The 20,191-nt window shown below is 32.0% G+C and carries 14 protein-coding genes and 2 pseudogenes; 9 read left to right on the plus strand and 7 right to left on the minus strand.

Translation table 11 applies throughout. The annotated features are described in order from the left end of the window. Together HMPREF2586_RS05525 and HMPREF2586_RS05530 are read right to left on the minus strand one after the other, a co-directional pair. Nucleotides 1-128: pseudogene (locus tag HMPREF2586_RS05525) on the minus strand (transglycosylase); the annotation flags it as partial. Nucleotides 129-513: 385 nt separating this feature from the next. Next, complete coding sequence (locus HMPREF2586_RS05530) at nt 514-1,020, minus strand: YfiT family bacillithiol transferase (protein ID WP_070658159.1); 507 nt, start codon at nt 1,018-1,020, stop codon at nt 514-516. A 297-nt stretch (nt 1,021-1,317) separates the two neighbouring features. On the opposite strand from HMPREF2586_RS05530, the gene HMPREF2586_RS05535 reads away from it, so the two are divergent. Beyond that, nucleotides 1,318-2,844 carry an SLC13 family permease gene (locus HMPREF2586_RS05535; RefSeq protein ID WP_046206935.1) on the plus strand — a complete coding sequence of 509 codons (1,527 nt, stop codon included), beginning with the start codon at nt 1,318-1,320 and terminating at the stop codon, nt 2,842-2,844. A 131-nt stretch (nt 2,845-2,975) separates the two neighbouring features. Here the strand turns inward: HMPREF2586_RS05535 and fadH are convergent, their stop codons facing one another. Further along, nucleotides 2,976-3,740, minus strand: coding sequence for a 2,4-dienoyl-CoA reductase (gene fadH / locus HMPREF2586_RS05540; RefSeq protein ID WP_064209907.1), 765 nt, complete (start codon nt 3,738-3,740; stop codon nt 2,976-2,978). A 517-nt stretch (nt 3,741-4,257) separates the two neighbouring features. Between fadH and lqo the strand changes: the two genes are divergently transcribed. The 4 genes from lqo (at nt 4,258) to HMPREF2586_RS05560 (ending at nt 7,256) form a co-directional block, all read left to right on the plus strand. After that, nucleotides 4,258-5,748, plus strand: a complete 1,491-nt coding sequence (gene lqo, locus HMPREF2586_RS05545; RefSeq protein WP_070812672.1) for an L-lactate dehydrogenase (quinone) — start codon at nt 4,258-4,260, stop codon at nt 5,746-5,748. A 227-nt stretch (nt 5,749-5,975) separates the two neighbouring features. Then, nucleotides 5,976-6,077 (plus strand): SE2200 family small protein, encoded by a 102-nt coding sequence (locus HMPREF2586_RS05550; RefSeq protein WP_064499651.1) that lies wholly within the window; start codon nt 5,976-5,978, stop codon nt 6,075-6,077. A gap of 312 nt (nt 6,078-6,389) precedes the next feature. Continuing rightward, nucleotides 6,390-7,034: a DUF2975 domain-containing protein gene (locus tag HMPREF2586_RS05555; protein ID WP_064209908.1), complete on the plus strand. Its 645-nt coding sequence runs from the start codon at nt 6,390-6,392 to the stop codon at nt 7,032-7,034. Between the two features lie 12 nt (nt 7,035-7,046). Next, complete coding sequence (locus tag HMPREF2586_RS05560; protein WP_046206931.1) at nt 7,047-7,256, plus strand: helix-turn-helix domain-containing protein; 210 nt, start codon at nt 7,047-7,049, stop codon at nt 7,254-7,256. A gap of 223 nt (nt 7,257-7,479) precedes the next feature. Here HMPREF2586_RS05560 and HMPREF2586_RS05565 read toward each other — a convergent pair whose 3' ends face one another. The 3 genes from HMPREF2586_RS05565 to melB all read right to left on the minus strand — a co-directional run bounded on the left by HMPREF2586_RS05565 (nt 7,480) and on the right by melB (nt 13,755). After that, the gene (locus HMPREF2586_RS05565; protein WP_070658157.1) at nt 7,480-9,189 is read right to left on the minus strand and encodes an ABC-ATPase domain-containing protein; all 1,710 of its coding nucleotides are present in this window, start codon (nt 9,187-9,189) and stop codon (nt 7,480-7,482) included. 182 nt (nt 9,190-9,371) lie between these two features. Next, on the minus strand, nt 9,372-12,350 hold the full coding sequence (locus HMPREF2586_RS05570; RefSeq protein WP_070658155.1) for a glycoside hydrolase family 2 TIM barrel-domain containing protein: 2,979 nt from the start codon (nt 12,348-12,350) through the stop codon (nt 9,372-9,374). A gap of 13 nt (nt 12,351-12,363) precedes the next feature. Then, the gene (melB, locus tag HMPREF2586_RS05575; protein WP_046206928.1) at nt 12,364-13,755 is read right to left on the minus strand and encodes a melibiose:sodium transporter MelB; all 1,392 of its coding nucleotides are present in this window, start codon (nt 13,753-13,755) and stop codon (nt 12,364-12,366) included. Between the two features lie 180 nt (nt 13,756-13,935). Here melB and HMPREF2586_RS05580 point away from each other — a divergent pair, with 180 nt between their 5' ends. Next, nucleotides 13,936-14,766: an AraC family transcriptional regulator gene (locus HMPREF2586_RS05580; RefSeq protein ID WP_070812673.1), complete on the plus strand. Its 831-nt coding sequence runs from the start codon at nt 13,936-13,938 to the stop codon at nt 14,764-14,766. Nucleotides 14,767-14,975: 209 nt separating this feature from the next. Here the strand turns inward: HMPREF2586_RS05580 and HMPREF2586_RS05585 are convergent, their stop codons facing one another. Continuing rightward, nucleotides 14,976-16,265: a YhgE/Pip domain-containing protein gene (locus HMPREF2586_RS05585; protein WP_070812674.1), complete on the minus strand. Its 1,290-nt coding sequence runs from the start codon at nt 16,263-16,265 to the stop codon at nt 14,976-14,978. A 160-nt stretch (nt 16,266-16,425) separates the two neighbouring features. Here HMPREF2586_RS05585 and HMPREF2586_RS05590 point away from each other — a divergent pair. The 3 genes and pseudogenes from HMPREF2586_RS05590 (at nt 16,426) to HMPREF2586_RS05600 (ending at nt 20,188) form a co-directional block, all read left to right on the plus strand. Further along, nucleotides 16,426-17,043, plus strand: a pseudogene (locus tag HMPREF2586_RS05590) (TetR/AcrR family transcriptional regulator). 399 nt (nt 17,044-17,442) lie between these two features. Continuing rightward, on the plus strand, nt 17,443-17,787 hold the full coding sequence (locus HMPREF2586_RS05595; protein ID WP_046206924.1) for an ArsR/SmtB family transcription factor: 345 nt from the start codon (nt 17,443-17,445) through the stop codon (nt 17,785-17,787). Further along, nucleotides 17,780-20,188 (plus strand): heavy metal translocating P-type ATPase, encoded by a 2,409-nt coding sequence (locus HMPREF2586_RS05600; RefSeq protein ID WP_070658151.1) that lies wholly within the window; start codon nt 17,780-17,782, stop codon nt 20,186-20,188. The genes HMPREF2586_RS05595 and HMPREF2586_RS05600 overlap by 8 nt, the downstream gene beginning before the upstream one ends. The last annotated feature ends 3 nt before the right edge of the window (nt 20,189-20,191 follow it).

Raw genomic sequence — 20,191 nt, forward strand, 5'->3', positions numbered from 1 at the left:
GATTGTGCTAAGTTTGCTAATTCTGCTTTGTCAATACCTTGTTCAGCCGCGTCAGCTGAATTTCCTGCTGCAAATCCTGTTACACCTAATCCTACTGCTAATGTTGAAGCTAATACTGTTTTTTTCATTTTTGAGTAAATCCTCCTACAAGTTTGTTTTTATATTTTTAAGAATTAATTTTATCTGTGATATTGAAACCAATTGTTATTTTTGAAAAATCCAATGCTGTTTCAACCAATTTCCAGTAAATACTATAACATCCATAAAAACCTTGTAGGTTACAGCGAAATTAAAAAAATCCTGTGCATTTTACATAATAATTACATTAAATCGAATATAAATTCGAAGATAATTTGTAAAAAAACCTATTCCTAAAGTATATAAACTAATTTTCAAACTAATTTTTCTGTAACACAATTGTAATTAGTGTGACAACTATCGTAGTTAGTTTGTTATTTATACATGAAAAAAACCGTTCAATGATTAAAATTGAACGGTCTCAACATATATTTATTATGATAATGCAATTTTAATATGCGCTAAATGATGTTCTTCATGCCAAGCTAATTTAGCAACTTTAGTAGCAACAGATATTTCTCCGCTTCCTCTTAATGTAAATGTACGATTCAAATCATTTTCTGTTAAATGATTACCAATTGCTATAATACGTTCATTTATACCTTCTAACATTTTAAGGGAACATTCTATAGGAAGTTGACTATCAACAAGTTTAGCCCACTCATCTTGAATAAAAGGATCAACAACTGGATTCGTATCTGTTAATGCCAATTTTAAGCGTTGAAACATATTTAATTGAGAATCTGCTATATGATGAACAAGTTGTCGTACATTCCAACTTTTCTCCCGATATTGTTTATTTAACGCTTCTTCATTTAAATGATCTACAGTTTGTCTTAATCTATATGCATACGTCTCAATTTCACTAAGCCATCGTTGGATATCTTTTAGTGTCACATAATCTGGTACTTCTAATTCACCAATTGGAAATCTAACATCCATATTAATCACCTTTTTTATTTATTAAATGTTTAATGGCATTCTTATATTTTCCATTAGTATTGCTATTACCTATTTATTATTAATTAAACTTCCAAACGATTTAATGTCGCAGTGTTGAACGTCTCTCCCATATTCATATCAAAAGTATCTTCTCATAATTACTATAAAATTTTTAAAATTAACGATTTATCATATACATAATTAGTAACTTTTTATGAACTTTCTTAAATTATAATGATACAACTTAATAAAATTTGTAATATTATTGTGAAAGATATAACAAGGGAGTGGAAATATATGCGCAAAGATTCATCTACTAAATCTACATCTCATTTTAAACCATTTTGGTTACTCACAAGCATCACCGTCTTAATCGCTTTGTTGTTATTGCCTACACCAGAAAGTTTACCGCTTATGGCTAAAAGCGCATTAGCAATATTATTATTTGCAGTCATATTATGGGTTACTGAAGCAGTGACTTATCCAGTTTCTGCGGTCATGATTGTTGGACTCATTATTTTATTGATAGGGTTCAGTCCAGTACAAAATTTATCTGAATCACTAGGGCATCCTCAGTCAAATGGTGAAATATTGAAGGGAAATTCACTTTTCGGAACAGGTAATGCTTTAAAACTTGCTTTTAGTGGGTTTTCTACGAGTGCATTAGCTTTAGTTGCGGCTGCTCTTTTTTTAGCAACCGCAATGCAAATCACACAACTTCATAAAAGGCTTGCACTCATTGTACTATCTGTAGCAGGCAATAAGACAAGTCGCATCGTCATAGGTACAATATTAGTAGCAATATTTTTAGCATTCTTCGTTCCATCAGCAACTGCACGAGCAGGTGCTGTGATTCCTATATTATTAGGAATGATTACAGCATTCGGTGTTGCTAAACAAAGTAAATTAGCTGGACTTTTAGTTATCACAGCTGTACAAGCAGTTTCTATTTGGAATATTGGTATAAAAACTGCAGCTGCACAAAACATTGTCGCAATTAACTTTATAAATGATCAATTGAATACTGATATATCATGGGGGCAGTGGTTATTATATGCAGGACCTTGGTCTGTATTGATGTCAATTGCGCTTTATTTTATCATGCTTAAAGTGATGCCTCCTGAAGAAAAAGAACTTTCAGGCGGTAAATCTTTAATTCAACAACAGTTAAAAGCGATGGGGCCCGTAACTTCTAAAGAGTGGCGTCTTATTGGAATATCTATCATTTTATTAATACTTTGGTCTACCGAAAAAATATTACATCCTATTGATTCATCTTCAATCATTTTATTAGCACTGGCTGTCATGCTAACTCCTAAAATTGGCGTCATGTCTTGGAAAGAAGCTGAAAGTCGTATACCTTGGGGAACTATTATTGTTTTTGGCGTTGGTATATCTTTAGGAAATGTACTTTTAAAAACAACAGCTGCGCAATGGTTGAGTGATCAAACGTTTGGCATCATGGGTTTAAATCATTATCCTCTTGTAGTAACCATTGCATTAATTGCACTTTTCAATATTTTAATACATTTAGGTTTTGCAAGTGCAACAAGTTTAGCATCAGCGTTAATTCCTGTATTTATTTCACTAACCACTACCTTGGATTTAGGCAATCAGTCTGTGGGATTTGTGCTTATACAACAATTCGTTATCAGCTTTGGTTTCTTACTACCTGTAAGCTCACCACAATCAATGTTGGCCTATGGCACAGAAACATTTACTGTTAAAGATTTTTTAAAAACAGGGATTCCTATAACGGTTATTGGTTATTTACTTATGATTTTATTTAGCGCCACTTATTGGCATTGGCTCGGTTTAATTTAATGTGAAAATTATCCTTATCCATAACAAAATCGACTTGCTAAAAAACCATTATCATCAATAACAGGCTGTAACAATTAGTGTGTCACAGCCTGTTATTATTTCTGTTATCTTCATAAAGTTACGCTATGATGTTAAAATGCGTTTTGGTTAAGCCATTGACCACCATCCATTGTCATACAAGCACCATTAATGTAATTTGCCTCTTCAGAAAATAAAAACCTAGCTAATCCTGCAATTTCTTCTGGTTGGCCCATGCGTCCTAAAGGCACACTGTCCAATGTTTGTTGACGTGCGTCTTCCGATAAACTAAGTTTTCCAGAGCCTCCTGTATGATCTATAGGGCCTGGCGCAATTGCATTTACGGTAATGCCATACTTTGAACCCCACTCTACAGCGAGCGTTCTGGTCATGGCTAACACACCCGCTTTTGCACTAGCAGAGTGTACAACACCTGGCCCTGAACGCCATGCATAAGTTGCCACCATATTGATAATACGTCCACGATGTCCTTGTTCAATCCATTTTTTTCCAACAGCTTGTGTACAATGCCAAGTTCCATTTAAGACAATATCTACGACAGAATTCCAACCATTAGTTGTTAGTTCTTCAGCAGCACATATAAAGTTACCAGCTGCGTTATTAACCAAACCATCTATTTTACCAAAAGTATTAATGGCTTCATCCACTGTATATTGTACGCGTTCCGTATCACGAACATCCATATCAACACATAAAATTTGTCCTTCTCGGTGTTCAATTTCCTTTTTCGTTGCTTCTAACCGTTCTAACGATCTACCTGTTATAACGACATTCGCACCTTCTTCAGCAAAACGTTTCGCCATTGCTTTTCCCATACCACTACTTCCACCAGTAACCATTATCACTTTATCTTTCATATAGAGTCTCCTTTATCAATTAAATTAGTAAGCGCTTACATTTTATAAATCAGTATAACAAAGTTTTGCCAATTTTTCTCATTAAAAGATAACTCTCAATTATTGAGAAACATCATTTTATATCCATGTTTCATATGAAACATTTTGCTTATTTAATCGTTATGTATTTAATAAGTGGTTGATAAAACCAATTGCTTAAATACAAATTCACACGTCTAAATTTTTACTTCTATACCCTTTATAATTAATTAAGACATATATAATTGAAATTTATAGATACTATAATGTAATATTACTATGTAGCAGTTATTGTCACTTATTTTAATGATTTATACTTGAAATATAGGGTAAATTATTATAAGTATGGTCACATATTCCAAATAGGAATGTGTTATATGATTAATATGTATTTTCACATGTGTGAATCGCGTAATATAATAGTAAATAAAGACATAAGATGAGTGACAATGTATGACAATTTGTTACTGATGTTATTAAGAATGAAAGGTGAGGAACTATGGCTAAAACTGAGTCAAAAGACGTCATTCTTATTGGCGCCGGTGTATTAAGTACTACTTTTGGTTCTATGCTTAATGAACTTGAACCAAATTGGAACATTAAATTATACGAACGTTTAGATTGTCCTGGTGACGAAAGCTCAAACGAACGTCATAACGCAGGTACAGGACATGCTGCACTTTGTGAATTGAACTATACAGTGCAACAACCTGATGGTTCAATTGATATTGAAAAAGCAAAAGAGATTAATGAGCAATTTGAAATCTCTAAACAATTCTGGGGCTATTTAGTTAAAAATAACTATATCGAAAACCCTAGAGAATTCATTCATCCTTTACCACACATTAGTTTCGTAAGAGGTAAAAATAACGTTAAGTTTTTAAAAGACCGTTATGAAGCAATGAAAAACTTCCCTATGTTCGATAATATCGAATATACTGAAGATATCGAAGAGATGAGAAAATGGATTCCATTAATGATGCAAGGTCATAGCGCAAACGACATTATGGCTGCCAGCAAAATTAATGAAGGTACTGACGTAAACTTTGGTGAATTAACTCGTAAAATGGCGAGAAACCTTGAAAAAAGCCCACAAGTAGAAGTTCAATACCATCATGAAGTACTTGATTTCAATCAACGTAACGATGGTAAATGGGAAGTTCAAATCCGCAATGTAAATACTGGTGAAACACAAACACAATTAGCTGATTATGTATTTATCGGTGCTGGCGGTGCTGCTATTCCATTACTACAAAAAACAGGCATCCCTGAAAGTAAACATTTAGGTGGATTCCCTATTACAGGCCAATTTTTAACATGTACAAATCCAAATGTGATTGAAGAACATGATGCCAAAGTGTATGGTAAAGAACCACCAGGCACACCACCAATGACTGTGCCACATTTAGACACACGTTTCATTAATGGTCAAAAAACATTATTATTTGGACCGTTTGCAAGTATTGGTCCTAAATTCTTAAAATATGGTTCAAACTTAGATTTATTTAAATCTGTTAAACCAAGTAACATCACAACATTATTATCAGCGGCAGCGAAAAACTTACCGCTACTTAAATATTCATTTGACCAAATTTTAATGACAAAAGAAGGTTGCATGAACCACTTACGTACTTTCTATCCAGAAGCACGCGATGAAGATTGGCAATTATATACTGCCGGCAAACGTGTTCAAGTGATTAAAGATACTGAAGAATATGGTAAAGGCTTCATCCAATTTGGTACAGAAGTTGTAAACTCAGAAGACCATTCTGTCATTGCATTACTTGGTGAATCACCAGGAGCATCAACTTCTGTATCTGTAGCATTAGAAGTATTAGAGAAAAACTTCTCTGAATACAAAAATGATTGGGAACCTAAAATCCAAAAAATGATTCCTTCTTATGGCAAATCATTAATTGAAGATGTTGATTTAATGAGAAAAACACGTCAACAAACTTCAAAAGATCTTGAATTAAATTATTACGAATAAATTTTTGATTGCTTAAGTGTAAAAACTAAAATGAACTGAGATTAAGATTGTGTGAAACACCTATTTATGAACCTACAACCGTATATTATTTTCTGCTCGCATCTTAAGAGATGTGTCTCGATAGATTTTATCGTTACTGAATGCCTGTTGGTTCCTTAATCTTTGTTGTTCATTGGTATTTTTAAAAATACTTTGTTATCAATGATTCACTTAAAGGAGCGAAATGTATGAAAAAATTATTAGTAGTTGTGGCTATAGGCGCATTAGCATTTGTAGGCCTTAAACGTTACCAACAACATGTAAACAAAGCACCAAACATTGAATATTAATAAATGACAAAAGCGACCATTGGTAAATCTTACCAATGGTCGCTTTTTGTTTTTGTTATATAAAACACAAGTATAAAGCGGTGATCATCCTGAGATATTTATACTTATATCTCTTTGTATAAACTGTTGTCTTAATGGCTGCACTATATCTCCATTTACTCAACTCACTCATGTTCATCGTATAATAGCATTATTATATTATCTAATGATTCAATTCGTCCTCCGATTATTTTATCGTTATTCGATAAAAAAGTATTGATTATCGATATATTTAAGTTATAATGAAATTAATCAATTAAAAGGAGCGTCAATATGTCTACAATTAAAAGCAAACGTTTTAATATTTTAATCAAAACACTAACTATTTTAGCAACCATCGCTTTAGTTTTAACTTCTCTTAGTATATTACCAATTATTATCGCAATTATAGCATTGTTAATCATTCCTTCTTCATTTATTAACACCCAATTAGACAAAGCCAATAAACCTTTTTGGGTTGATTCATTAGGACTAAAATCACATGATATTACAAAGCATGACCTAAATAGTATTACTTTTCCTAAACCATCTGTTATATTAATACTATTATTAATAATTGTATTAATTGCAATTTATATTCTGGTTATTGCCTATGTCAGAAAATGGCTTAAAAATGTTAGCAAAGGGCAAGTTTTTACAAATAAAAACGCAAGCATCATAATTTTAATTTCTTACTGCTTTATTGGATTGGGTGTATTTGAAGCATTTTTTGAATTGGCAAATAATTTTATGATTTATAATTTTTTAGGACAAAATGCTAAATTGTATGCACTAATGGACAAAGATATCGAAACCTTTGCAGATTTCTTTTTTAATTTTAATTTCACACTTATTTTAGCGGGTATCGTTATTTGGATTATAGGAAATGTTTTTAAATATGGTGCATTCTTACAAGATGAGTTTGATTATACCGTTTAGGAGATTATATAAATGATTGTAGTTAGATTAGATCGAATATTAGCAGACAGAAAAATGAAACTCAGTGAATTAGCTAATGAAATTGATATTACTGTAGCAAATTTATCAAATTTGAAAACAGGCAAAGCAAAGGCGATACGTTTTTCAACATTAGATGCCATATGTAAAGCACTTGATTGTCAGCCTGCAGATATTATAGAATACACAGAATCTGAAGATTAAATCTTCATCTTTACTAATAACTTTTCTAGTTCAACAACGCTACATTAAAATTCATAGACTAGCTTATATTTATCATAGCTATACTTTTGCCTTAACTCCTGCTTAGTGGTTAGGCTCACGCTTGTGTTAGCTCAGACTAACCGGATGTCTAAAACTTTATTTAAATAGAAAACAGGAGTGGAACAAAGTAATACGTAAGTTCCACTCCCGTTTTTTGTATGTTTTAATATGTTTTAATATTCAAACCTCTATAGCGATTGAGTGCGCCACAGAATTCTTGTTTTCTCGGCAATGCAAGATTACCAGGGTGTCCTTGATGCGGTGAAATAATATCTAACCCATTATCACTAATTAAATTAAAAATTTTATCAGCTGCTTGTGATATCGTATCTTGTTCATTTAACAAATGACTTTGATAATAATCTATCATCGTAGCTATACAGTTCGTTTGGCTAGCATCAACAAGTTGTTCTAATCCCGAAATATTTATTCGTTCTTTACCGTATAAAATTGTCTGCATGCCTTTTACTTTAAAACGTTGATCTTTGCCTTTATGTGAAAAACTAGATTTCAATGGTATTCTTTGCGAAATTTTTCCAAAGTGGCATTGTGATGCTTCATCTTTTAAGTGACTATCTTCACTAGCAATTGCTTTCGCTTTATGAGTGACGTCTTTTAATACATATTCATCCATCATTAATACTTGATCAGCCACTTCAAAGTAATCGCCAGAACCTCCTACGATGAGAATTGTTGAAACATGATAATCTTGGTATAAAGACTTTACTTTCATAGCAAAAGGTGTGATTGGTTCTTTTTCGGGTGCGATTAATTTTTGCATTCTCCCGTCTCTAATCATAAAATTTGTTGCAGATGTATCTTCATCTATTAATAATAACGACGTTTGAGATTCTAATGCTTCCATAACATTTGCTGCTTGCGATGTACTACCGCTCGCATTTTCAGTAGAAAATTGAGTAGTATCTTTTTTACCTGGTAAATTATTTATAAATGGTTCAATATTTACTTTTTCGATACTTCTTCCATCTTCCGCACGGATTTTCATCGCATCTTCACAGGTAATAATAAGTTCACGTCCATCACCTGGAATATGGTGATATACACCACGCTCTAAAGCTTCTAGTAGTGTTGATTTACCGTGGAATCCACCACCAACAATGAGCGTAATCCCCTTCGGAATACCCATACCACTAACTGTCTTTCCACTAGGTAAATTCAATTGAATTTCAAATTCCTGTGGACTTTGGAATGTTACAGCACCAGCTAAAGGCATATCAGACACACCACTTTTTCTAGGCAATATAGAACCATTCGCAACAAATGCAACTAAATTTTGTCGTGACAGTGCCTCGCGTATAAATACTTGATCTATCATCGTAGTCACTTGATCATTTAATGCAGTTCTATTGATATGTTTATACATTAATGATTTTTCTACTATTTCAGGTAATAAATCTATAAAAATATGATGAGCAACTTTTCCTAAAATTTTTCTTCCTGCTGCTGGTAAACCTACCTCAAAGCGAACCTCAATTTCACTTTGATTAATCACTACAGAAGTACGTTGTAATATTTCTTGGCCACAGCGATCTATAAAAATATCAGGTCTCTTTTTAGAGGTTTTATCAGCTTTAAGTACATCACTAATACGCTTACTAAATGACCTTGCTAAAAAATCAGATACAGCAATCTTTTTATCTTCTGAATCTAATAATTCATCTGGTATATTGGCAATATGACGCTGCATTTTAGCACGCACTTTAGATGGTGGTGCGTAAGGATCTGCTTGTATATGATCTATAATTAAGTGAAATTTATCAAAAGCATATTCACCTTTAAGTCGTTTATATGCACCATATTTTTGTCCGTCTAATGATTTTAATAGCTTCCCGAATTCCAATGTATTTTTCAAACGGAACACTCCTTCAAAATAGGTTAATACTCTTTTATTTCATACCCAAACTCCCGAACCTGTGAAACTCACTCTAATAATAAATGTTAGTTTCCTGATAAAAAGACCAAATTCCAACGAAAAGAGCCCACACAAAGTTAGTTTTTAATCACTACTTTTTGTGGGCATTTTTAAAAATTTAATTATTCAAAATTTAACTTAAATTGAAATTGGATATGCTTGTCGTTTAATTGGTATATTTCACTTAATTCTGGTCCACAACTATTGGATCCTATACCACTTTGACCATAATCGATATATATATAAGTCTCTTCTTCTACTAATTGGTCTTCATGCATCGTGTGTGTAAGTTGTTCCAATGAGTAATGTGTCGTATTAAAACTGAATGGTTGATCACTGGTTACTGTAATTTGATGTTCATCATTAGAAACCTTCGCATATGTGGTCCCATTATGGCTACCTGATTCTTGTGGCTTAATATGATTACCACCATTTTGTGTGACTGTTGTATCGAAGTAGTCTAAATACGTTGCTACACCTTTATCAGAATAACTACTGAATGGGCCATTGCCATAGTATTTCACCGCTTCAAATGTATGCGGTAATGTTATCTCTAAGCCAAATCTAGGCAGAAACGGCCCTGCAATATCTTTCTCCAAATCATATGTTATATTTATTGAACCATCGCTTTGAACAGTCCACGTCATTTCTCCTTGTAAAATAGGAGGAACCACATCATGAACAATCACTATTTCGAAATTAATACTGACTGCATTGTTATTTTCTTCAACTTTATAATTTTGTACACGTGTATAAGCTTCCGCATAACCCATATATTCCCAATCTTTTCTAACATTAATATCATTATCTATAGGTGCACGCCAAATCTTATTTTTGGTAGGATGATTGACTATGGTATGGCCTTCGTAAACAACAGAAATCAAACTACCATTTTCTTTATTAAAGGTATAAGCATAACCGTTTGCTAACACTATTAGAGAATGACTATTTTCTTTATAACTGACTGGCCCTTCCTGTACGTCTAATTCGTGTTGGTTAGTAGATTGACGTTGATAGACGATTTGATCTTGTCCTAATTCAAAATTAATGTGACGTAAAGGCTCTTCATTTTTCAATTTATAGCGTAATAGTATATCGCTTAATTCAGCTATTTTAATATGATTGCTTAAATCTATATCTTGTGTACTATGTGGTTCAAAATTATCAACCGTAATATCAAACGATGTTTTATCACCGTTTAAAAATGTTGCTGTCGCTTCGATAGTTAAATAATTTTCTACATGACTGAAATCTAGTTGATTACGTAATTTTAATATACCGTTCGCTTCTTCTACTACTCTAACAGGTCTGTGTTCATGTTTAAATTCATAGTAACCTTCATGTGGTGTACGATCAGGGAAAACGATGCCATCCACACAGAAATTCCCATCATGAAGTTCTTCTCCAAAGTCCCCACCATATCTAAAAATAGGCTTACCATTTTGTTGACCAACTTGAATACCATGGTCACACCATTCCCATACAAAACCACCAATAAAACTATCATATTGTTCCACTAGCATTTGATATGCATGTAAATCACCTGGTGAATTTCCCATAGCATGTGCATATTCACAAAGTATAAATGGTTTATCTAAATCAGGGTCTGTAAGATACTTTTGTTCAACTTCTTCTGGTGATGCATACATTCTACTTATCATTTCCACATTGGATAAATCATATGATTTTGATTTATCTCTATGGAATGTTCCCTCATAATGAATAGGACGTGTGTCATCTAATGTTTTTACTCGTGACATAGCTGTTACAATATTCACACCAAATCCTGACTCGTTTCCCATAGACCAGGAAACAATAGAGCTGTAATTTTTAAATGGAATGATGGACGCTTCAATACGTTCTACAATTGGTTTTTCATATTGCGGATTATCTGTAATAAGATTAAAATAATCTGTATTTTCTTCGCCATAAAGCCTCACTACACCATGCGTTTCTAAATCTGCTTCACTCATTACATAAAATCCATATTGATCAGCAAGTTCATAAAACAAAGGCGACTTAGGATAATGTGCTGTACGAATAGCGTTAAAATTTCCTTGCTTCATTAGTGTTAAATCTTTCATAAATTGTGCTTCACTCATTACATATCCTGTTTGAGGATCGCTATCATGATAATTGGTTCCACGAAATTTAATTGATTGACCATTGATATAAAACTGATTATCTTGTATACGTATTTCTCTAATTCCTACTTTTTGAGTAATTACCTCTGATTTCGTAGTAAGCGTAATAGTATAAAGTGTTGGTTTTTCTGTTGACCACAATTGTGGTGTTTCAATTATAAAACGATGGCGGTTTGAAATTTCCGCTTCCTGCAACAACGCACCATCAGGACCATATAATTGTGCCTGTACACTATCCAAGCCCTGTTTATCTTCTAATTTTACGTCGACTATCCCTTGGTTTTGCAATTCATTAACACGTGTTTCAATTCTAAAATCATTAATTCGTGATTTCGCACGTTTTAAAATATAAACATCTCTGAAAATACCTGAATGGCGAAACATGTCTTGATCTTCAAAATAAGTACCATCCGAATATTTTAAAACAAGTACTTGAATCGTATTAGTTCCTGAATGTACATAGCTAGTGATATCAAATTCAGAAATTGAATGTGATATCTGACTATAACCAACAAATTGATTATTAATCCATAAATAAAAGGCACTATCGACACCTTCAAAATTCAAATGATAATCACTTTTTTCGTCGTATTCAGTCACTTCAAATGAACGGATATAACGTCCACAGGGATTAGATTTGGGTACATACGGTGGATCAAATGGAATTGGATATTGTGTGTTTAAATATTGTATTTGGTCATATCCATGTATATTCCAAACTGATGGTACTGGAATGATCTGTGACTTATCTATTTCAAGACTACTTAAGTAATCTTCTATTGAATTAAAATATTTAAAATACCAGTTTCCATTTAATAATGTGACATTATTAGTCTGATATCGCGTTTCTAGGCGGTAAGCAGACTCCTTTAGTTGATAAGGAATATAAAATGCACGTCGTGGCAAAGTGTTTACATGTTGAATATCTATATTTTCGTGAAATTGTTGTTCTAACATAAAAAGTTCCCCCTTATTTACTCATACGTTCTCTATGCTCTTTTTGACGTTTGTATTGTAGTGTTTTTTCAATATCTGTTAAAAAATCACCTTTTAAATGGAAGGCTTTATGATATAAAAATGCTGCTAAGATGACGAAAATAATTGGCAACACAATAATAAGTATGCGTAATCCATTGATGGTTAGTGCTGTTTGTTCTTCATTTGGTGTGTAGCCAAATATTGATAAACCTACACCTACAATTAATGCAGCTACTGCTTGTGAAGTTTTCGTTAAAAATGTGTTCGTAGAAGTAATAACACTTTCGTTACGTTGGCCAAATTTCACTTCTCCGTAATCAATAACATCTGCCAAAGATACTGTTGTAATACCAATCATAAATCCAGAACCAATGCGTAATAACCCTGCTCCCACAATAACGGTAATAACACTTTGTGGTACGATAAAACCTGAAATTAAAATAAATAGTAAACCAATAATTATAAGTGAAATTGCTGTATTAAAAGCCTTTGTTCTACCTACCCACTTGATAAAACGAGGCAAAGTAAGTAAACCAATCATCTCGCAAAGAATCATTGCATTAAAAATAGCAAATAAATGTTCTGCATTAACTACATATTTAAAGTAATAAATGATTGAGCCATTCAGCGTTTGTAAGCAAAGGTTAAAGGTAAGTAATACTCCCATAATTGCTAAGAGCTCTTTATTTTTAAATAAAATTCTACCAATATCTTTAAATTGTACTTTAATGCCTGTTTGTTGTTCCATTTCTTTATCTTCAGGTACTTTCCATACAGTGACACCTATTGTAAAAATAAAAACCATACTGCAAATAACCGCAAAAACAAAAATACCTACTGAATCACTACCTTTACCAAAAATATCCCCTAGTTTATGTATAAAAAATAAACCAAATGTACCTACTGTAAAGGCAGCTAAACTTGCAAAAAATCTCGGTATTACTGATACTTCTTCACGTTCTCTTGGATTATGTGTTAAATTTGGAAGCCAAGACCAATACGGAATATCCATCATCGTATAAGTCATACCCCAAGCAATATAGATAATCGATACATAGATATACATTGCCGTTTGTGGTAAATCTAAATTTGTGAATAATAAAATCGTTACAATTGCATTTATGATTGTCCCAATCACTAACCAAGTTTTAAATTTACCAAAGTTATTTCTTGTATTATCAACGATGACTCCCATGATAGGATCATTTATCGCATCCCAAATTCGTGCAACAAATAACATTACACCGACAAACGCTGGACTCAAACCAACAATATCAGTAATGTAAAACATCAAAAATACGCCAACAATATTAAATATGGCATCCTTTCCAATAGCACCAAATCCAAATGAAAATTTTTGTATACCGGTCAAATGTCTGTCCATTTTCTTCACCTCTGAATTTATACAATTTAAAACGCTTTCATAATTGTTACTACTATTTTATCAACAGCGTATGCCAACTATGAATAGCATAATGATGATGATATATGGCAAAATGTTGCATTTCATAATTAAATTGTGTTTATATAAATTAAAGATTATTTATTTTAAGAGGTATGTTGGATGCAAATATTATGGAAAAAATTTCAAAAAAAGCATATTGATGCTAATTTAATAGAATGTGGTATTGAAATTGGTGTACCAAATGTTGGCTATAGATATACAGTAATAAGGGACGCTGTTTTGCATATTGTGATGAATGGAGAGGGCGTATTTATATATAATGGTAAAGCACATACTTTAAAAGAAGGTGACATGTTTTTATTAGAGAAAGGTATGGATGTAGAATATAAACCTTCTTTTTCTAACCCATGGACGTATTACTGGATTGGCATAAGTGGAAAACAGATTTTAGATTACTTACAACGTTGCTACATTGTAGATCAACATGTTATTACAAATAAAGAAACATCTAGCATAAGACATATTATTCAACAAATATGCGACTTTTCTAAATCCATTGAAACAAATAATTCCAAAGATATTTTAATTATGCAGCACTTATATAGTTTAGTTTATCAATTACAAGAACAATTTCCTAAAGCATTTTCTGTTAATGTTGATATCATTAATGTAGATATTCAAAGAGCGGTTGCTTACATCAACTCAAACTATCAAAAAGACATTATGATTGTAGATGTAGCAAATCACGTCAATGTGACACGAAGTCATCTATTTAGACTATTCAAGAAAAACTTAAATTGTTCTCCAAAAGCATATTTAACTTATATCCGAATGTATCATGCTTCTCAATTATTAATCCATAGTAATACTTTAATAAATGAAATAGCACTTCAAGTTGGTTATAAAGACCCGCTTCTATTTTCTAAAACTTTTACAAAACATTTTAAAGTTAGCGCTTCTGAATATCGTAACCAATTTTCTAACAGATAAACCTTAGCTCAACCACAAAAATGATCACTTTAACACATTCATTTCAACAGAAAAGCACAGCCACATATCGATGAAATAACTGATCACATATTTTTATTCCACGTTTTATAAATTCAACCATTACCTATTAAAAAAGCTCTAAAACGATTCATTAAAAATCGTTTTAGAGCGATGGTGTATTATATTTTATAAACTTCTGTTTTAAAAATTTAAGACGGAACTTCTGTACGTTTTGTACTGTGTTTTCTAATTATAGCTGCAATCAGTGCAGAAATAGCACCAAAAATCATGAATCCGATAAATATCCACATCGTTGTATCTAATTGAATGCTGCCATGTAAATATAAAATTTCTCTTAATGAGTTTGCATAATGTGCAAATGGATTCCAATCGACAATATATTTTTGATAAAAATCAGGCAACATTTGTTTTGGCAATGTTACTAATTGCATGCTGAAAAACATTAATAAGAAAAAGATTGGAACAGACTTCAAGCCTAACCAAGTCATCGTACCGAGAATAAGTCCGACAAACCCCATGATTGCTAATGCGATAAATGTAGCAGTTGTATTAGGCGCATTGAAATTAAAGTCTAATACTAGCTTCATAAAATACACATACGTGAAAGCTCCTACAAATGCTGTAACAATTGTCATGGCAATTTGTCCTAATGATGCAATAATACGATGTTGTTTCGCTATGTTATTACTTGTTCTAAATGCAAAGAATAGTAATACAGAAATAATAATAGAACCCATCCAAACAGGCATAAACATTAAGAATGGACCATTGCCACCTGCTTGATGACTACCGATTTTATTTACTTTTTCACTATCCACTTTAACTGGGTGCGTTAAACTTTGAATATCTGATGCTTTTAAATCAATGTTTTGTTTCTCTAAAATATCTAAGCTTTGTTTAGTAATTTGTTGGTTCATGTTATCACCCATGCCTTTTAAAACTTGGGAAGACATTTGTGAAACTTGCGCGCCTGCACCATCATTAATAAATGTTTTAAAGCTTGCTTTTTGAGGTTTTATTTGTTGATTCTCGCCAGATTGTGACATTTTTTCTTGCATCATTTTAGCTTGTGCTGCTGGTATTTCTCCAGATTGAACTTTATCTTGCATTTCTTCTTTTTTAGAATCCATCACAACTTTTTGTGTTTTGCTTAAAGCATTTTTTGAAAAATCTTTTTCTATAACAGCTGCTCCAAAATATTTTTGTTCTTGCATCCCTTGTTTTAAATCTTTTTCATTATCAACTTGAATCCATTTTATTTTATTTGAATTACTATCTAGCAATTTATCTTCTAAATTTTTACCTATATTAATATTTTTACCTTGCATATCAACACCTTTATCGTTGTTAACAATTGCAATTGGAATATCTTTGGGTTTAGGGTTAAATGCTGGATAAAAAGCGACTGAAAATATTACAAATATTAGAATAGCTGCAATCGGTGCAAGCCATAATAATTTATTTTTAAAAATATTCATTTTTAATTCCCTCCTATTTAACGAACACAGTGTTGAATATTTATCACATTGTCTATTATAATAATTAGTAAGTAATATACAATATGCAATTATGTTCAAGACGTTCTTTAATGAACACTTTTAAGATAAATGTCTATTAAATAAAAAGGAGATTCAATATATGGCTGAAGACAGACGTGTTAGAAAAACACAAAATGCTATTAAACATGCATTTATACAATTATTAAATGAAAAAGACCTAGATAAAATAACGATTAGTGATATTACACACAAAGCTGATATTAATCGCGGTACTTTTTATCTCCATTATGAAGATAAATATATGCTATTAAATAAAATGGAAAATGATTATATTGAAGACTTGTCTAATACATTAAGCACAAAAGATAAATTTTATGTAGGCATGGATGCAGAAGCATTTGCTCGTATTTTTACTGAAGAAAAATAAAAAAAAATCATCCTCCATATCGATACAAACTTTGAATTCTATAAAACCATATTTATGTTAGAAAGAAGAAGCCAATTAGAAACAAAAATAAATCAAGTCATGTATGAAAATATGAAAAAACATTTAGTTACAAAAGATACGGTTGATGGCATTCCACTAGACTATTTTCACAGTTATGTAGCAGGTGCATCTATTTCTTTCATTAAATATTGGGTGAAAGATAATCGGAAAATTGATCCACAAACTTTAGTAGAAAGTTTATTTAAAATTGTATTTTATGGGCCACTGCGTTTAATGGCAAAAGAACAATATAATATAAGCGAACAATAATATCTTTAATCTTGCAGTGTGGACAAGAATAACATTTTTCTATCAGTGTAATGTCCACTACTGCAAAATGAGTTGAATGTCTATATTTCACAATATCAAGCAAAAACATCAGCTTAAAAGTAAGAAATATATTCAATCCAACTCTTTTTTCTTGTTTCTTTTTGTCGTTGCATGTTAACACATGATTATTGAACGCTCTTCTATATGTAATAATAGCATTATTGTATCCAAACCCATGCTTTTCTTAAACTCAACAAATATTTACTACTTTCACTTATTCCCTTCTAAAATCCAACAAATTTATATCATTTTCTTATTTCTAACGATATTCTCTTCTATAACATATTAGATAATGCTAATATGTTATATATTAAGTTTTACTAATATGAGGTGTTCAAAATGAATAGTAATGATTTTACATTACAAGCACGTTTTTTACGTGGGCTTTCTAATAAAGTTAGATTAACTATTTTAGAATTATTAAAGGTCTCCGAAATGACTGTTAACGAAATTGTTTCAAGCTCAAAAATGAGCCAATCTAGTATTTCTCAACACTTATCTTGTCTAAAAGAATGTGGCTTAGTGACTGCTAGACAAGACGGTAAATATATTTATTACCAAATTAAAAATCCATATATTTTAGAATTATTGAGTTTGGTAGATCATATTGTAGAAGAAACAAAAGATGATATTATCACTTGTAAATACCATAATAACTTAAGAATGGATGATGCTGATGAATAAATCATCTGATGTTTGTTGCACTAACACTTGTCAAAATGCGAACAATGAAAAAGTGTCAAAAGATATAAAAAACGCTACTGACACATTACAGAAAGTTACTTTTCAAGTTAATGGTATCGATTGTAGTTCTTGTGCCACAACGATAGAAAAAGCACTCGTACCCTTAGATGCTGTTTACAATCCAAAAGTTAACTTCGCTACTGGTAAATTAACAGCCGAAGTGAGTACTGCAAATACGACAAACCAAATTATAAAAACTGTGGAAAAACTAGGTTATGATATTCAAAACACTCAACCACAATCAACACAAAACACAATATTTATGATTAAAGGCATGGACTGTGGAAATTGTGCTAAAACCGTTGAAAAACATGTTTTGAACCTTCCCTATGTAAAAGATGCACAAGTTAACTTTTCTACAGGTAAACTTCAAGCCAATATCGATGGCCAAAATGAAAAAAATATTATAAAAGAAGTCGCTAAGATTGGCTATACTGCCACTTTACAAAACAATAAAAAAAATGATGAGCAGAAATTAAGATTATTTACTAAACCAATCATTTCTGCCATATTCATAATACTCGGGCTATTAATGTCAATAACATCTCTACCAATTGGATTTTCTTACATTTTATATACAATTGCCATATTGGTTAGCGGCATGAAAGTATTTAAAAGTGCGTTTTATTCATTAAAATCCAAAAGTTTGGATATGAACGTCTTAATGACAGTTGCAGTTATTGGCGCTATGCTGATCGGCGAGTTTTTCGAAGGTGCTATTGTTATTTTCCTATTCACCATTGGTACTTTGTTACAAACAATTTCGATAGACAAAACAAGAAATTCCATTCAATCACTTATGGAATTAACGCCCAAAACAGCCAACTTATATACTAAAGAAGGTATTATATCTAAAGATTTACATGAGATTCACGTTGGCGATATTATTCTTGTAAAGCCTGGAGAACGCATACCATTAGACGGCACTATTACTGAGGGAACGTCTAGCTTAAACCAATCACCTATTACCGGAGAATCTATACCTGTTGATAAAACAACGAATGATGACGTTTATGCTGGTTCTATTAATGAAAATGGTACATTGAAAATCAAAGTTACTACATTAGTAGCAGATACTACACTTTCAAAAATCATTAATATGGTAGAAGCAGCACAAGAAAACAAAGCACCTGCACAAGCATTTATAGACAAGTTTTCAGAAATTTATACACCTGTTGCTTTTGTATTAGCACTATTAGTAATGGCCATACCACCTATGCTTACATTAGGTTCCTGGGGTGAATGGTTCTATAAAGGACTAGAATTACTTGTTATCGCTTGTCCATGTGCGTTGGTCATTTCAACGCCTGTTGCTATAGTGACAGCGATTGGCAATGCGGCAAAAAATGGTGTACTTATTAAAGGTGGTAATTACTTAGAAGCATTAGGTTCTTTAAATGCATTAGCATTTGATAAAACAGGTACACTCACTGAAGGAAAACCTAAGGTAACAGCTGTTAAACATATGGAAAGTGATGAACAAACACTATTACAGCTTGCACTTAGCTTGGAAGCTTATTCAACACATCCTATAAGTAAAGCTATTGTAGAACACACCACTAAATTAAATATTTCACCCAAACACGTTAGTGATTTTGAAAATATAACTGGTAAAGGCATCAAAGGTAAAATAGATAATCAAATCGTTTATGCAGGAAATCAAAGTTTGATTGAGTCCATTAATCCCAAAATAAAATCACATGCATCACTGTTTAGTCATTATGAAAAACAAGGTTACACAATCATTATCATATCCTCAACGACAACATTATATGGTTTGATCACGATTGAAGATCCATTAAGAGAAAATATAAAATCAACTATTCATCAGTTGCAGAAATACAACATTAAAAATACAGTTATGTTAACTGGCGATAATCAAGAGACCGCCAACAAAATTGCAAATCTTGCAGGTATTCGTGAAACTTATGCAAAATTAATGCCTAAAGATAAATTATCAGCAATTGAAGATTTACAAAAACGTGGTTATCGTGTTGGTATGATTGGTGATGGTATCAATGATGCACCTGCACTTGCCCAAAGTGATGTAGGAATTGCAATGGGAGGCGTCGGATCTGATACTGCAATGCAAACAGCAAATATTGTTTTGATGTCAGATAACTTACAGCAACTTCCAAAATCTATCTCTATTAGTAAAAAAGCCAAAACAATTATCAAGCAAAATATTTACTTCTCTGTGATTATTAAACTGATTGCTTTCATATTAGTATTTCCTGGGTTATTAACTTTATGGTTAGCTGTCCTCAGCGATACTGGCGCTGCTATCCTAGTTATTTTAAATTCATTGAGATTATTAAATTTAAAAAAAGATAAACAATAAGCG

Source organism: Staphylococcus sp. HMSC034G07 (genome assembly GCF_001835975.1).
Lineage (GTDB): Bacteria > Bacillota > Bacilli > Staphylococcales > Staphylococcaceae > Staphylococcus > Staphylococcus ureilyticus.